Annotated in this window: 12 protein-coding genes; 9 read left to right on the plus strand and 3 right to left on the minus strand. The window is 34.9% G+C overall.

Going from position 1 to position 17309, the window contains the following annotated elements; genetic code table 11:
• Nucleotides 1-71: 71 nt before the first annotated feature.
• The 7 genes from GWI68_RS09355 (at nucleotide 72) to GWI68_RS09385 (ending at nucleotide 7562) form a co-directional block, all read left to right on the plus strand.
• On the plus strand, nucleotides 72-638 hold the full coding sequence (locus tag GWI68_RS09355; RefSeq protein ID WP_109410179.1) for a hypothetical protein: 567 nt from the start codon (nucleotides 72-74) through the stop codon (nucleotides 636-638).
• 8 nt (nucleotides 639-646) lie between these two features.
• Nucleotides 647-2269 (plus strand): type VI secretion system protein TssA, encoded by a 1623-nt coding sequence (tssA, locus tag GWI68_RS09360; protein ID WP_166540093.1) that lies wholly within the window; start codon nucleotides 647-649, stop codon nucleotides 2267-2269.
• A 32-nt stretch (nucleotides 2270-2301) separates the two neighbouring features.
• Complete coding sequence (gene tssF, locus GWI68_RS09365) at nucleotides 2302-4065, plus strand: type VI secretion system baseplate subunit TssF (protein WP_166540094.1); 1764 nt, start codon at nucleotides 2302-2304, stop codon at nucleotides 4063-4065.
• Nucleotides 4029-5126, plus strand: a complete 1098-nt coding sequence (gene tssG / locus GWI68_RS09370; RefSeq protein ID WP_166540095.1) for a type VI secretion system baseplate subunit TssG — start codon at nucleotides 4029-4031, stop codon at nucleotides 5124-5126. Before tssF ends, tssG begins: the two co-directional genes overlap by 37 nt.
• Nucleotides 5107-5664, plus strand: coding sequence for a type VI secretion system lipoprotein TssJ (gene tssJ, locus GWI68_RS09375; RefSeq protein ID WP_227335882.1), 558 nt, complete (start codon nucleotides 5107-5109; stop codon nucleotides 5662-5664). The genes tssG and tssJ overlap by 20 nt, the downstream gene beginning before the upstream one ends.
• A 2-nt stretch (nucleotides 5665-5666) precedes the next feature.
• Nucleotides 5667-6095: a type VI secretion system baseplate subunit TssE gene (gene tssE, locus GWI68_RS09380; protein ID WP_109410184.1), complete on the plus strand. Its 429-nt coding sequence runs from the start codon at nucleotides 5667-5669 to the stop codon at nucleotides 6093-6095.
• 90 nt (nucleotides 6096-6185) lie between these two features.
• Nucleotides 6186-7562, plus strand: coding sequence for a VasL domain-containing protein (locus GWI68_RS09385; protein WP_166540097.1), 1377 nt, complete (start codon nucleotides 6186-6188; stop codon nucleotides 7560-7562).
• Nucleotides 7563-7696: 134 nt separating this feature from the next.
• Here the strand turns inward: GWI68_RS09385 and GWI68_RS09390 are convergent, their stop codons facing one another.
• The 3 genes from GWI68_RS09390 to GWI68_RS09400 form a co-directional block, all read right to left on the minus strand.
• Entirely contained in the window at nucleotides 7697-9967 is a 2271-nt protein-coding gene (locus GWI68_RS09390) for an autotransporter outer membrane beta-barrel domain-containing protein (RefSeq protein WP_166540098.1), read from the minus strand.
• A 53-nt stretch (nucleotides 9968-10020) separates the two neighbouring features.
• On the minus strand, nucleotides 10021-11028 hold the full coding sequence (locus tag GWI68_RS09395; protein WP_166540099.1) for a transporter: 1008 nt from the start codon (nucleotides 11026-11028) through the stop codon (nucleotides 10021-10023).
• Between the two features lie 84 nt (nucleotides 11029-11112).
• Nucleotides 11113-12492: a glucoamylase family protein gene (locus GWI68_RS09400; protein ID WP_166540100.1), complete on the minus strand. Its 1380-nt coding sequence runs from the start codon at nucleotides 12490-12492 to the stop codon at nucleotides 11113-11115.
• Between the two features lie 315 nt (nucleotides 12493-12807).
• Here GWI68_RS09400 and ugpC point away from each other — a divergent pair, with 315 nt between their 5' ends.
• Together ugpC and GWI68_RS09410 are read left to right on the plus strand one after the other, a co-directional pair.
• A complete protein-coding gene (gene ugpC, locus GWI68_RS09405; protein WP_166540101.1) occupies nucleotides 12808-13923 on the plus strand; it encodes a sn-glycerol-3-phosphate ABC transporter ATP-binding protein UgpC in 1116 nt (371 codons plus the stop codon).
• 19 nt (nucleotides 13924-13942) lie between these two features.
• Nucleotides 13943-17305 carry a cellobiose phosphorylase gene (locus GWI68_RS09410; RefSeq protein ID WP_166540102.1) on the plus strand — a complete coding sequence of 1121 codons (3363 nt, stop codon included), beginning with the start codon at nucleotides 13943-13945 and terminating at the stop codon, nucleotides 17303-17305.
• Nucleotides 17306-17309 lie beyond the last annotated feature (4 nt).

Consider the following 17309-nt stretch of genomic DNA (forward strand, 5'->3'; position numbering starts at 1 on the left):
TTTATAAATTTATTTTATAAAAATTGTAATCAACAAAAAATAAGTTTTCTTAATAAAACAATGAGTACTTAATGAAAAAAATAAAAATCTTATTTTTAATTAGTTTGGCATTTGTTATTTCAACACTTAGTTCTTGTGATAACAAACAAGCAGATATTAAAAAAATCATGCATGGTTTTAAATGGCATCAATCAATGGATGATATTAAAAAATTAGATTTAGCTAATTTAAAATGTACATCTGCACCCGAAGGATGGGCATGTTCTTCATGGTCATCTCCTTATGGTATAAAGGACAGTTATTATTACTTTTTTGTGGTATTAAGAGATAAAGGTCTTGCATCTCTTCTTATTCTAGAATTAAAAAATCAAAATAACCAACAAACACTATTAAATAACTACAATAAATTAAATCAGTCATTATTTAATATATTTGGCCCACCTAGCTATCAAATTGATAATATCCCTCGAGATAATACTTTTTTCCAATGTCTCGAAAATAAAGAGTGTGGTGAAATAAAAAGCCAATATGATACCAATAACGTTACCACTATATTAAATGTCATAGGTGATAATAATGGAGGAAGACTTAGTTTACTCATGGCAATAGATAATAATGATAATATTAATTATTACTAGGAAAATACATGTCTATATTAACATCTCTTAGAACTGCTTGTTTCAATAAAGACGCATCCTTAGAAACACAACTTGCTCAACAACAAATCGCTTTGTGGGATCGTTGGTTATTACCCATTACACCCAATCACCCCATTGGTGATGATCCCAGTTATGAAGATGACTTTGAGCGAATGAAAGAAGAAGTCAATAAACTCTCTGGCGCAGATACTGAACTGATTTGCTTATTGGCTGAAAAATTATTGCTCAATTCCTGCAAAGATGTGCGTGTGGTGACTTATTATATTTGGGCACGCTTACACAAAGAAGGTGAACACGGACTTGCCGATTCTTTAGGACTTTTAAGTGGATTGCTTATTCGCTATCACGACACGCTATTACCTAGCCGAGCCACCAGTAGAAAATCGGCCTTAGAGTGGTTATCAGGGCAACGCGTTTTAGATAGCTTATCGCTTTATCCCGAAGTCGATCATAATGAATTTTCTCGGATTATCGCCCTATTAGCCACCATTGAAACTGAGCTTGAAACATGGAACGAAGCTGAAAGGCCACAACTTGCGGGATTACATCAAGCACTCGAAAAACGCCTTGCTCAATCTGGTGGCACAAGCTCATTAGTACCACAAAATATCAGCAGAAATGAATCTGCTTATAACTCTTCTTCAAAGCCATCTTCTTTATCACAAAACACGCCAATAGAGACAATACAATCAGGTCGTGAATTATTAGATCAATCTAAAATGCTTGCTAACTACTTACGCAATCAGCCTAATGGCTGGTTAGCAGGACATAGATTAATGAAAGTAGTGAGATGGGATACGCTTCATCAACTTCCACCACAAGATCAACAAGGTTGTACTCGCCTTTCCCCCCCAAGAACGGATGCAAGAGCACAACTTAAACGCCTCTATTTACAACAAAGCTGGGGTGAACTGGCAGAACAAGCTGACAAGCTTTTTGCTGAAGGTGTTAACCATTTTTGGTTAGATGTGCAATGGTATTTATATCAAGCACTCAGCAAATCCTCTGCCCCTTGGAATGCATGGTCTGATGTTATAAAAAACGATTTAAAACAATTTCTTACTCGCCTTCCTGATTTAGAAAAACTATCATGGGAAGATGGTACTCCCTTTGCTGATGAAGTAACCTTAAGTTGGATAAAACAGCATGTTATGGAAGAGAATTTTGATGCCATGCAGGGATTATCAAGTTCATCATCTCACCAATCCGAAGACGAGCCTATATTAGCACTAGAGCCTGAAGCCATTACTCAAGCAGATAATGAAGGCATTGAGATTGCCTTAAAATGGCTACAACATCGTCCTGATATCAACACGCCAAGACAAAAATGGCTATTAAACCTAGTTATGGCAAGAGTAGCAGAACAATTTGCTCGTCACGATCTGGCATTAAATTTATTACGAGAACTTGATAAAAAAGCACTTTCAATGCCATTAACACAATGGGAGCCTAACTATATTTTTGAAGTGAAAGCACGACAACTTCACCTTTATAGAGCCAAAATTCAACGTAATACTTCAGATAAAAACCGCATTGAACAACAAATGGAACTGTTACTCAGTGAATTGACAGCTATCGATCCTGTACGTTCTTCAATTTTATATTCTTAATATTTTACTCAAAAAATCAAGGTATCAAATTAATGGATGATTTAACCCTTCGCTATTTTGATGCGGAAATGCGCTATCTTAGAGAAGCCGCAAAAGAGTTTGCACAAGCACACCCCGATAGAGCCGCAATGCTCGATTTAGATAAAGCAGGTACACCCGATCCTTTTGTTGAACGCTTATTTGAAGGCTTTGCTTTTTCAATGGGGCAATTAAGACAAAAAATTGATGATGATTTACCTGAGTTAACAGAAGGCCTTGTTAGTTTATTGTGGCCTCATTATTTACAAACAATTCCTTCATTATCAATCATTGAATTAACACCAGATATTCAGAAAATGAAAATGACAGATAAAATATCGGCTCAATTCGAGGTACTTTCTCGTCCTATTGGCCCGAAAAAAACAATTTGTCACTATCGAACAACGCAAGATTTAACACTTAATCCAATAAGAATAGAGACCGTTAATTTAACAACTGAGCCAGATGGACGCTCAGTTATTCAGTTAAAATTTACATGTAGTGAAATTATTAACTGGTCTGAGGTTAACCTTCATAAGCTTTCATTTTATTTATCTGGTGATATTCCAACAACTAATGCACTGCATTTAGCATTAACCAAACAAGTTTCAAAAATCTATTTAAAACTTCCTCAATCAAAAGACAGAATAGCGGTGCCCCTCTATTTTTCACCAGGAGGATTTAAGGATACGGATGCCCTTTGGCCTAAAGGTGATACCACATTTAGTGGTTATCAATTGCTACTGGAATATTTTTCTTTTCGTGAAAAGTTTATGTTTGTGTCACTTAATGGATTAGGTGATATCCATTTTCCTGAAGAAACATCAAAATTTGAGTTAGATATTGTTCTAAATACTTTATGGGATAGCTCACTCACATTAAGTGATGAAAATATCCGTTTACATTGTATTCCTGTTATTAATCTTTTCAATATAGAAGCAGATCCCCTCACAGTTAATGGATTGGAAAGCGAATATTTACTACGCCCGCGTCGTATTCAAGATGGGCATACTGAAATTTATAGTGTGGATAGCGTACATGGTTCTCAACGGACAAATGAATCTATTTATGTGCCATTTACTAGCTTTCGTCATCGTGGTGGTATGTTACGCCATAATGCCCCCGAACGTTATTATCATACCCGTGTTAAACGTGGTGTAGCGGGACTTCATGATACTTGGCTTATTTTGGGGGGTGAAAAACAAGATCTTGATTTAGCTACCGAAACAGAAACACTTTCATTACAACTCACTGGCACTAATGGGCAATTACCTCGTAAAGCACTGCAAAGTACATTGCTTGATAGAACAGAACAAACCTTACAAATTCCATTAACTGTTCGTAATTTATGTAAACCCACTTTACCGCTTTATCCACCTTCAGAAGATCGCTTTCATTGGCGAGTACTCAGCCACCTTGGTTCAAGTTTTCTTAATATGATGGACAATGCCGAAGTGCTCCGAGGTACACTCGCACTCTATGACTGGCGAGATGATGATATGAATCATCGAAAACTCGATGCCATTATTCATGTTGAACACCATTTAATTGAGCGTTTTGAGAAAGGTTTTTTACAACGAGGCATTGATATTGAAGTGACATTAGACAGTAATGGTTTTAATGGTGAAGGGGATATGCATTTATTTGGTGAAATGCTTAATCGCTTTTTTGCACTTTATGCCGATGTTCATCTGTTTAATCAATTAACACTGATTATCTTACCAACAGGAAAACGCATTCAATGGAAAGAGATCCACAATCCACAGCTACCCCGTTAATTGAGGCTTTAGGCGAAAAATTACCTTATATAAATTTCTATCGCTTTTGCCAACTACTTGAAAAATCCAATGCTAAGTTCTATGAATTAGGGCGTTCTCACGACCCTAAAGATGATCCTATTCGTTTTCGCCCTCATCGAGGTATGGGTTTTCCAGTGACTGAAATCAAAGGGATTGACTCCCTTGATAAATATCGTAAAAGTACAGTACCAAGCTTACGTACTACCTTTCTAGGACTTTATGGTATCACCTCACCTCTTCCAACATCTTACCTTGACGATATTGCACAATATAGAGATGGTACGGATTCACTCACTGATTTTTTAGATATTTTTAACCATCGACTTACTACACAATTTTATCGAATTTGGCGTAAATATTCGTATCCTGCAACCTTCGATGAAGGAGGCAGTGATAATACATCACAATATCTTTATGGTTTAATTGGTTTAGGTATTCCAGGTTGTGCTAATCAGGTGCAGTCTCCCCTATCTCGCTTTTTAGCTTTATTAGGAATATTACGCTTACCTACACGCACGGCGGAAGGAATTAGTGCATTAGTAAAATTATTAGCACCATCGACAAAGGTCAATATTATTCCTCATGATCCACGAAGAATAGCGCTAGAGATCCCCACCGCAATGTCGTGTACATCCCCTATTACATTAGAAAACAAACCCGTTTTGGGGAGTTATGCGATAGACGTAAATAGCCAAGTATTAATAAAGTTACATACTGAAAATAAAGATGAAGCAAAAGGCTGGCTACCTGATGGCAGTATTTATCAAGATTTTATGGCATTGCTTCGTGTTTATTTAGGTTCTCGCGTTAATGCACGATTGCGTTTAACACTACCAAGAGATTTATTACCTGATGCAACACTGAGCACCTCTAAAAGCCAAGGTGTGCAACTGGGTAGAACTGCAGTTATGCGACCTCATTACATTATTGAAAAACCATCAACGCCCTCTTTTATCACCATCGGCCTTGGTTTTTATCAATATCTAACACTCCGCACTCAACATTATAAAAGTGATGAATATGGCAATTATCAATTCTAAACCTCAAATATTTTTCTCCCATACTTACCGACTAGCACTATTACTTATTGGTGTTTTTACTCTTGCAGGATGTGGTCTAACACAAACTATTAGTGATGGTACAGTCTCTTTAACTAAATCTATTTTCTATAAACAAATTAAAGTGCTACATTTAGATTTTACTGCACGAGAAGCACTTAATACTGACGATAACGGTTCTTCACTTTCCGTCATTGTTAGAGTATTCCAACTGAAATCTGCTGACACCTTTAATGATAGTGATTATCTTTCGCTGTTTAATCAAAATAACGATATTTTAAAATCTTCATTGCTAACACAAAAAGACTTACGTATTCGTCCTGGAGAATCTATTTCTTTAGATATGCCAATGGAGAAAGAAACAGAATTTGTTGCAATAGCAGTAATGTTTCACACTCCTGATGAAATTAAAAATAACTGGCGTATTGTTATTCCTAAAAATGAACTTGATCCTGATAAAGCACGAAAAATTGAGTTAGCTGAAAATACACTAACATTACAACCTTTGGATAAAAAATAACGATGCCACAACCCTCTCTTTATGAAATGCTAACGGGATATTTTTCTGGAGGATTGCCTGTAGATGCCATCTCCGAAGAAGACCAAGTTATTTTATCTGTTATGGATAATATTCGTCGAATATTAAACTCACGAGCAGGAACATTAAAACATCTACCTGATTATGGCTTACCCGATATGAGCAAACTTATTCAAGGATTACCAGGAAGTTCACATAAAGTAATGGCAATATTATCAAAAACATTACTCAAGTATGAACCTAGAATAAAATCAGTAACACTAGGTATATTACCTGAAAATGAATTTGGAAAATTATGTTATTCTTTAGATATTGAATTACATGAAAGAGGGCTTATACGTTATGGCACTGAATTTTCTCCTGATGGACGAATATTTCTCCATCATTTAAAAAAACAATTTAACTTATCGTAAATATATTTCCATTCATTTTATTCTTAGCCTATTTTCCTTTGTTTAACTTTATCTTATAGCATTTAGACCTTAAATTAACTTGAGGCTTCTATGAACTCTTACTTAGACTCACTTCCTGTTGGAGGTGATCCTCGTGTATTTAATCAATTTCTTAATATTAAAGAGGAACTTGATAAACGCTTTCATCCAGCACGCCCTGATATTAATTGGCAATATGTCCATGAATTGTGTATTTCTTTATTTAATCAAAATGGTGTTGATCTTCAAACAGCAGCTTGGTTTGTTTTATCTCGTCAGCAACAGTCTGGATTAGATGGTTTAAATGAAGGCCTTTATCTAACCCATAAAATATTAACTCAGTATTGGCAAACATTATGGCCTGTACAAACACATACTCGTATTAATATTCTTTCTACATTAAGCCAACAATTAATTTCTGGCATTCGAGGAACAACATTTGTTTATACTGACTTACCTATTCTTTATCAAATTGAAGAGTTATTAAAAAATATTAATCATCACCTTCAAACATTAGAAATAAAACATCTTATCCAGTTTGATTATTTACAAAATTTAATTATCACCCAAGCGAGACAACTAGAAAATGCAGATACATTAGATAATAATTTTTATTCACCTGATTTATCACCTATTATTAATAAAGAAGAAAACAATCAACCTCAAACTGCTGAATCAGCATTATCTACATCCCCTCATTTAACTGAAAAGACCATACCACCTAAAACCTATATCTCCCCATCTATTGCATTACAAACACCAGCTAAAAAAAACAACCATCAAGAATTATGGAAAGGTATTTTAATTGGCACATTAACCAGTAGTTTATTTTTTGTTATCCTATTTTATTTTTGGTTATCTGAATTAAAAAATAACAATCTGACAGATGCTTTTCCTTATATTCCAACTATTAATGCACATGCAGGCTCTCTTATTGAACAGCAAACTGCAAATGGTAAAAATATAACAAAAATACTCAATTCTGAGCAGATTGACGTGATACAACAACGTTTAGATGAACTCGCATTACTTTCTCCCACATGGGCACAGAGTTATGGACTTGAAGTAATCAGTTATTTGAATGAGCAGTATGAAGATAATCCAGAGCTTTTATCATTTACGCAGCTTTGGAAAAATAATTTAAAAATAAATGCCACCACGGATGAACAACTCAATCAATGGTCTAAAGGCATGGCTGAACTCGACGGATTAAGCCAACGATTAGATAGTTTTGATGGTAACCCTAAAAATTATATTACTGGCTCTGAGTTAAAATCTATCATTTTCAAAGCTCGCCAACATTTCAATCAAGCTAAGCCTTTAGAGGAAGAGTTACGCTTACTTGAAAAACAACCAACACAAAATGCAGTTTCAGACTATGAATATCAACAAATAGACAATCATTTTAAACAACTATTAAATCGATATTCGTTATTACACTCTAAATAAGAATATATCACTATATTTTTATAAGAGATTAAACTCTAAAATAAAGAACATAAAGAAAAGAATACTCACTTTCTATAATGACTCCCCCTATTTTATTAAAAGGGAGAGTCATTAACGGAAATACTATTATTATATTAGAAAGAATAACCGATATTTACCCATCCCGTATAATCTGTTCTATCCGAATTCGCTTCACCACTAATACGGACATCAGAAGTAAAACCATTCTCACTGACTAATGACATACCTGCATCAAATGAACCTGACGTTGATTTATCTTTCGTTGTCACTCGAACAGAATTAGCATTAGGAACTTGCTGATCGATTTTAATTTCATCTCCATATAATGTTTGGTGGATACCTAAATTTAAATAAGGTTTAAGCAATGTTTCGTTTGTTAGCGGATAACGTCCATCAAAACGTAACTTAGCATTAACCATCAGCGCTTGCCCATTATAGTTTTTATAATGAGTATCTATTAAATCATAATCAGCATTATGAGAAGATACTGTATAACCTTCACGTTGTTGCCAAATATGAGTTACCCCTAACATTGGTGTGATTTTATAGTTACGGTTTATATCCCAACTTTTACCTGTTGAAATATCGGTATAAAGGCCATTACTAACGTAATCTGCACTTTGACTTCCTATACCTGAATAGTGATTACTATCGGTATAATCGGTCTTACTTCGAAACCATGTTGTTGTTGCTGTTGCAAATATGTCATTTTCAAATGTCATTCCACCTTGCATACCTAACATAAAGGTATTTACATCTTCTTTACGCCCATCGGAAGTACCATTAAAGCTGGTCTTTGCTTTTTCATATCCACCATGCCAGCCAAGATTAAAGGTTTCAAATTGATGGTCTTGACCTAATAACACACCATAACGATGACCGCTATAACCAGATGAAACTTGATCTCGACGATAATCTCCTGCATAAGGTGTAATAAACATACAGTTATTAGCATCTATTTTTTCATTACATCCTTCTCGAATAAATTGTTCATTTAAACGCGAAGAAATAATATTTGAAGCTTGTGTCATTGAAGAGCGCTGTACTAAAGCAGAAACACCTGCATGAGAAACATTAGGGGCATAAACTAATGTGGCTGTTCCTAAATCACCACTGCCATTACTGGTATGAATGACTTTAAAATCTTGGTTAATACCTGAGAACGTATTAATTTCACCGTTTACCATTGCAGATTGATTATTAGTGATATCATAAGCTAAAGAATCAAGCGCATAGCCTTTGCCATATTCAAATCCGTCCTCTTTTTGCCCTGGCATAAAGATAAGATCCGCCCCTTTATTACCATTACCTAGAACAATAGATCCTCCGTTACTTACTGCCCACGGATTTTCTGAACCTAGCGTCATCATGTAGCTTTCTATATTCACGACAGAGCCATCAGCCATCACTTCATAAGCGTGTTCAGTACCGTTAGCCGATGTTGAAACAAAAATACGCCCTTGAGATTGAATAACGGCTTGACCATTTACAACATTAATACCATATGCCTTTGCATTATCTTCAGCTTGGGCATCCACATTAATAGTGCCATTATTACGAATAATAACATTATCACCTTCAGTATATATACCACTTGCTACTGATGTTTTGCCTGATGCAGAAACATTCATTTGGCCGTTATTTGTCATTACATGGGTTGGATTACTGGGATTATTATGATCAGGTGCAACATTAGGATTGCCTTTAATGGTATGTAAGCCTGATGCATTCGCAATACCTTGTTCACTTTGTGCATGAACGTTTAATTCACCATTATTAGTCAATCCATTTGCTGAATTAGTATAAATTCCTTGTGCTGTTGCACTTTTTTTAGCGTCGGCAACAACGGTCATTTTACCTTCATTAATTAATGCCATATGATCACCATAACGATCATATGGATTATCAGAAAAAGATAACCCCGCATTAATCCCTGTCGCTTGAGCATCACCTTGATGGCTTTTGCTTGTTACATCAACACTCCCCTGATTGCGTATTGTTGACCAATAAGCATCCGAAGCTTGTAACCCATTTGCCACAGACAGTTCATTTTGGCTCGTGGATGAAACGACAACACTACCACCACTTTTATTGGTAAATGTTCCTGATTTAACTAACACACCACTGGCTCTGGCATCACCCCTTGTGGGTGCTATCGTTAACATCATTTTACCGCTATTAACGGCATCAACAGGGTGACCTTCTGTATTAGCCGTTAAATCTGACAATTGAAATTCATTCGTATTCTTATCCGTTATAACTTCAATTGTGCCACTGTTATTTGGCTTTTCAGAAAAATGATACGTTTGATTTGCGTAAGCGTTACCACTAATAATAAGAGCTGTAGCAATTGCAGACAAACGCCACATAGTTTGGTTCTTCATCATTTACCTCTAAATCAAGATATTTATTGTTTGATTAAAATATTTTTACTTCATTAGAAATTAATAACGAAGCCAACTTTGGCGAAAATATCTTCTTTATCTCCCCAAGACCATTCGTTTCCTTTATGTGCTTTTTGATCTTTAAATTGTAAATCAGCTAATAAAGAGAATGTTGGGTTAAATGGAATTTCGGTATACAGTGCATAGTTATTATAGTTATAACCACTACCATCATGAGTACGAATACTGCCTATTTCCCAACGTAATTCAAGATAAGTATTATTAGCAAATCGATATTGTACTAATGGACGAACAGCAGATTCACGCCATCTAAAATCATTATCTTCAGCGTGATAATAAACTTTAGCTCCCATATTAAAATTATCGGTTAAACGATAAAGATATAAAGGTTCGGTTTCAATATAAGCACCACGATCTGCTCGATCAATCCAGCCTATTTCTGTATTTAGATGCAAGAAGTTACGACCAAAACCTAGATTAATTTCAGGACGGATGTGATACATCTGTTTTTCAGCAGAATCTTTGGCATCACCAATATGTTCATAACCTAACTCTACGCCATAACTAAAATTTTCATTAATCCAATTTATATATTTAGGTAAAAGTTGAATTTCGGTAAACGTATCACGACGAATACGATTGCCTCCTGAACCGACATATTTGTTATTATCAGCCGTATCATAAATCGTTGTTTCACGAATAACATAACCCATACTTAATTTATCAGTGATACGAGTAGAACCATCAGCAATAACAAAAGTACTTAATAATTGTCCGGGATGTTTTGAGAATTTAATATTCTCATATTCATATCCTGTAAATACACGAGTTCTTTTTGGCGCTGAATTTTGGCGTGTTGCATCATCATCAACAAATATAATATCGCCAAAACTACGAGAAACACCAAATAAGTCTAAATTGGAATTTCGAATACTCGTTGTATTTTCTTGATTATTGAGGATCGGTTTTTCTATTTGCTGTTCTGCTAATGCTGTATTTGATGCCATCAGCAACGCAACAGGAAGAATGATCTTTTTCATGCTCTGGTAATCCTTGTCAATTCATAACTAACTTCCCCTAATTCTTCAATAATAAGACGGAATCAAGGGGAGTTATCGCGTGTTTTACTGCATGGAAGAACTATTGATGACATTCATATTTTTGTAATTATTCGGTACAAAGCCTTGATATAACATTTCTAAATCTTTGAGATGCCCCTGACTTTCTAAATAAGTTTTAACATCATCATTAATTTCTTTAGACATAATCGCGGCAACAAACATCCCAACATCCAGTGATAAGATGTTTTGAGTCATATTGCCTTTATTATCAACAGCGTCATACCATCCGTATGGAGATTGAATATTAGGATAAACTTGTTTGAGTTTTTTCAGCGCACTAATTGCACCTTCAGGATCGACAATATAAGACAACGCAATAGCATGAGGTGTTCCTGTATTACCATCTTCAATAACATTATTAAAACGAACTTTACTTTCTGAAAGTGCCGGAACACCAAAAGAGTGGTAACCATTATCAATTCGAGCTGATGAGGAAACCATTGGAATACCGTGTTTAGCAGCGTAGATCTTTTGAATTAATGTATGATCTTCAACAATCTTATAATCTGGCATGAGTTCTTTTTCATTTAGCCAAATTTGGGGCATCATCATTTGGAAATAGGCGCCATCCCATGTTAACAATGGATTATATATTTTATCGTTAATTTTATAATGCTGAGTATAGAGCTCCATTTTATGGAATGCACTTTCAGGGATAGCATTAGCACCTAAATCTTTGGTATCTAAAATAGCCCAAATAACAGCCGCACGACTTTCATTTCCTTTTCTATCAAGATGATAACCTAGAAATGCATTATTCTTTGTTGACCAACCTGACGACATTAATCCTTTATTTTCATCATATAACGCAACCCACCCCTCTCTTTGCCCATCAAGAATGGCTTGAATACGTTTTACAATTTCTTGTTTATCTGGATCTGGCGAGTTCATAAAAGCCCCAGCCACTGCCATCAACGCAAAAGAAAAGTTGCCATTATCTACTGCAGGTACAATCTCATCAGGGTTTTTAACTAATTTATTATCACGAATATCATAAGGCCAATAAAACAAACCTTTCCATTTAGGTGCTTGTTCCATGGTGGTCAATGTCTCTTTGATTCGCTCTACCGCATCTTTATTCCCAGTTTTAGCTGACTGAGTTAACACATTGAGATATAAACCAATCTCTGTCGTATTTGTATAATATCCAGGAACGACAGTATTACTTTCAATTCTTATGGTGTCATAAGGTACTTTGACATATTTATCAACACCGACTCCATCACGAAAAAAATTAAGATTATTTTGAAATTCTTCTTCAAAACCCGCTGGGTATAAATGTTCAGCAACTTTGATTTCATTAATAACAACGTTATTGGCTAAAGATTGCGTGCTAAAAGCCAGCAATAGGGAAGCGAGAAGCATCGAACCATTCTTAGTCATATCATTTTGCCTTCTAAGCGAAACTCATTATCAAATCGTAGAAACGTTTCTATAATCATCTCACTAATGATGCTTGGTCAAGTCAATTTATCATCATTTATTTAAAATGTGACGAGTAGTGTATTTTTATATATATTTCAGATACCAAAATTAACAAATAAAAATTAATCAATAAAATACAATAAGTTACATTAGATCATCATTCTTAATGTGATGAATATCCCGAATTAAATCGGTCAAGTAAATTACAGTTGACAGGATTTATTAAGCATTCATAATCTATAGAAACGTTTCAATGAAATGCGGAGTGTAGTGATGGCAGGCGTCACATTAACCAACGTCAATAAAATCTATCCAAATGGTACACATGTACTTCATGATATTAATTTGGATATCAAAGACGGTGAATTTATGGTCATCGTTGGTCCATCTGGTTGTGCAAAATCCACAATGCTAAGAATGATCGCAGGGCTTGAAGCAATATCATCCGGTGAGCTGCGTATTGCTGATAATATCTGTAATGATATGCCTCCTAAAGATCGGGGGATTGCAATGGTTTTTCAAAACTACGCACTCTACCCGCACATGACTGCTTATGAAAATATGTCTTTTGGTCTACGTGTTTCTAAAAAATCAAAAGAAGAAATCACCAAACGTGTTTCTGAGGCAGCAGAACTACTTGAAATAACAGAACTTTTAAAACGTAAACCTAAAGAAATGTCTGGCGGTCAGTGTCAAAGAGTCGCATTAGGTAGAGCAATGGTGAGAAAACCGGCTGTATTTCTTTTTGACGAGCCACTATCAAACCTTGATGCTAAGCTCAGAGTGTCTATGCGATTACGAATAAGTAAATTACATCAACAACTTCGTGAAGCTGGCAAGCCTGCAACGATGATTTATGTTACTCATGATCAAATAGAAGCCATGACAATGGGAGAACGTGTTTGCATTTTACGTAAAGGACGTATTATGCAAGTTGATCATCCTTTAAACGTTTATCACCATCCCAAAAATAAATTTGTTGCTGAATTTATTGGTTCTCCACCAATGAATATTATATCAGGACAAGTTATTCAACATCAGAATCAACTCGCTATTCAATGTGATGGAAATATCTTCATTTTACCGACAGAGAAACAAGAAAAAGCAAAAGCCTATATCAATAAAGAGATCTATTTAGGAATTAGGCCTGAAGATATTAAAGTCATTGAGAAAATTGAAAATAATTGTTTATCAACTTCAATTCTTCGTGTTGATGCTATGGGTTCAGATGAATTTATTTATTTTCATCTAGCAAATAATGAAGTTATTTGTAAACGCCCTAATCCAGAAATAGAAATAGATAAATCAAAAAACTGTAGCTTCCATTTTAATATGGATAAATGCCATCTCTTCGATAAAGAGAACGAACAGAATATTTTTTACACTTAGTATTATCAGGATGAGTAACATGACAATTAAGCCAGTTAATAATGTGGTCTATAGTAAAAAAAACGCACTGCTCACATTTAATTTTATGCCAGGCCAAATGCTTAAAAATATTATGGCGGGTAATATTATGCTCAACCTCTTTGAGACACCAAGATTAGATACCGCAATTAGCAATATCTATCTTCGTGAGTTGAGCGATAATCATATTATTTCTACTACGCCACTTTTAACGAGTCATGCTAAAACTCAATTAAGTAAAGATACACAAGATAATATAACTTGGCATATTGAAACTGAGAAATTTATTGCCTCGGTTACACTTTCTTTATCCGAAGATCCCGAAAATATTTATTATTACTCTGTTAATGTAAAAAATATCAGTAATACCTCCCTTACTTTCGATCTAATTTATGGACAAGACCTTTCCTTATCCGATAGTGGTGCAACAAAAACAAATGAATCATATTGCAGCCAATATCTTGATCATAAAATATTTAATGTAGAAAATTACGGATATATTACGTCTTCACGCCAAAATTTGCCTCAAAGTAGTGGTAACCCGTTACTACAATTAGGAAGTTTTTCTCCCGTCGTTGCTTATTCAACTGATGGCTATCAGTTTTTTGGTAAGCAATCTAAATTTACGCATCAGCCAATCATAACAAAAGAGCTTACATTAGCGAATGAGAACTATCAGTATGAAATGGCCTTTATTGCCTTACAATTAAAACCCCTAGAGCTAGCCCCTCAAGAAGGATCTGACCAAGTATTCTATGGCTATTATGTTGCCAATCAGCCTGAAGCAAATATTGAACAACCTATTAGCATAAAGAAAATTACAGACAGCTATTACAAACCAGAAATTGATAATTCGACAAAATTTAGCGAAAAAACAGACGTTATATTTAATGTTCAACCATTATCAGGCGATAAACTAACACCTCAAGAACTTGATATTTTATTTCCTGGTGAAAAAAGCTTTGAGGAAAATGAACAGGGTGAATTACTCTCATTCTTCCAAAAAGAGGGACGCCATTACATTACGCTCGCTGATAAAGAACATTATCAAGAGCGAGCAACAGGACATATAATTTCATCAGGCAATAATCTTAATTTTAAAAATTCAATTATGAATTCAACACACTATATTTATGGTGTTTTTAATTCACATCTGACACTAGGAAACACTTCATTTAATAAATTACTTGGTACTAATCGTAATTTTTTAAATTTCTTTAAAAGTAGTGGTCAACGCATTCAAGTTAAATTGAATAATCAGTACCATTTACTTGCTATGCCTTCTGCCTATGAGGTTGGGTTTAACTTTTCCCGTTGGGTTTATAAATTATCAGAAGGGATGATTGAGATCCTCGCTTTCGCTAGCCATGATGAACCTATTATCCAACTTGATATTAAACTTCACAATTTTGCTCAAGCTGTAGATGTTATTGTGAGTCACCCGCTTATTATGGGAAATCAAGAAGAAGAGTCTATTATTCAAGTTTCCGCACCAAGTGAAGACAACAATATACTCATTACAAGTGCAAATAATCCTAATGCCCCCCTCTTTAGTTTGAGTTATAGCTCAGAATTTACGGATATTGAACACTATATTGATGTTGAAACCAATTCTGTTCAATATCTTATGCTTAAAGGCCAAATTCACCACCAAGCTAGCCTTGTCTTTGGCGGTAAAAATAATCAAGTTGACACATTAGGTAAGTGGTTATCGTTTGCAACAGAAGTCGTCAATTACGAAAACCAGCAAGATGAGTTATTAAACCATTTCTCCATTGAGTTTTCGAAAAAACCAAGAGATGCACAGAGGCTAAATCATACACTACATTGGTTTACACATAATGCATTGGTTCACTACAGTTCACCACATGGGCTTGAACAACCATCAGGCGCAGCTTGGGGAACTCGTGATGTATCACAAGGACCTATTGAATTCTTTATGTCATTAGGTCGCTATCAACATGTTGAGCACATTTTATGTGAGATGTATAGCCACCAATATTTAGAAACAGGTAATTGGCCACAATGGTTTATGTTTGATAATTATGCACATATTCAACAACAAGAATCTCATGGTGACGTCGTTATTTGGCCATTAAAAGCATTGGCTGATTACCTATTAGCTACAAATAATGTCGATATCCTGAATAAAGAATTACCTTATACCAGCATTGACAATAAATTTACTTTTACAACTCAAAAAGAGACGTTACTACAGCATATTTATCGTCAACTTGAACATGTTATTGAGCATTTGGTGCCAGGAACTCATCTGTCTAGCTATGGTGATGGTGATTGGGATGATACCCTCCAACCAGCAAATAACTCATTGCGTAAAAATATGGTGAGTGGTTGGACTATTCCGCTGACATTACAAACATTTAAATTAATAATGAAAGCGCTCGCAAATCATCCTTCATTTGCAGATTTACTCAAAAGAATTAATGACCTCTTTATTAAGATGGAAGCGGATTATCATAAATACCTAATTAAAGATGGTGTTATTAGTGGCTTTATTCATTTTAATAAAAATGATGTGGAATATTTATTACATCCTTCTGATGTTAAAACAAATATTAAATACCGCTTATTACCGGCTAATCGTTCAATTATTTCTGAATCATTTGATAAAGAAATGGCACAGAAACATATAAAAATTATCCTTGATAATTTACTTTATCCTGATGGTGTTCGCCTTATGGATAAAACAGCACAATATAAAGCAGGACGCCAAAGTTATTTTAAACGTGCGGAACTGGCTGCAAATCTAGGTCGTGAAGTTGGATTACAATATTGCCATGCTCATATCCGTTTTATCGAAGCACTTTGTAAGATGGGAATGGCAAAAGAGCTATTTGAAAATCTCTTTAAAATTTCACCAATTGGTATCAAAGAAAACGTGCCGAATGCAGAACTACGACAAGCAAATAGCTATTTCTCTAGCTCTGATGCAAAATTTAATGATCGTTACCAAGCCTATGATAATTTTGAGCAATTAAAATCAGGAAAAGTTGCTGCAAAAGGTGGTTGGCGTATCTATTCCAGCGGTCCTGGGATTTATATTAACCAAATTATTTCTAATGTTTTAGGCCTTCGTTATGAATTTGGTGATTTACTGTTAGATCCTGTTATTAGTAAAGAATTTGGTGATATTAGCCTTAATTTCCAACTGTATGGAAAAGCGGTTGTGATTAATATTTATCCTAACGAAGATGAATACACACCTAAACGCGTCATACTTAATCAACAAATAGTAGACTTTACATTACAAAATAACCCTTATCGTACAGGTGGCGTTTTAATCAAGAATTCAGATGTTATGGCTTATTTATTGGATAACAACACACTTGATATTTATCTATAAATAT

This window comes from Proteus sp. G2669, assembly GCF_009915245.1.
Classification (GTDB): Bacteria; Pseudomonadota; Gammaproteobacteria; order Enterobacterales; family Enterobacteriaceae; genus Proteus.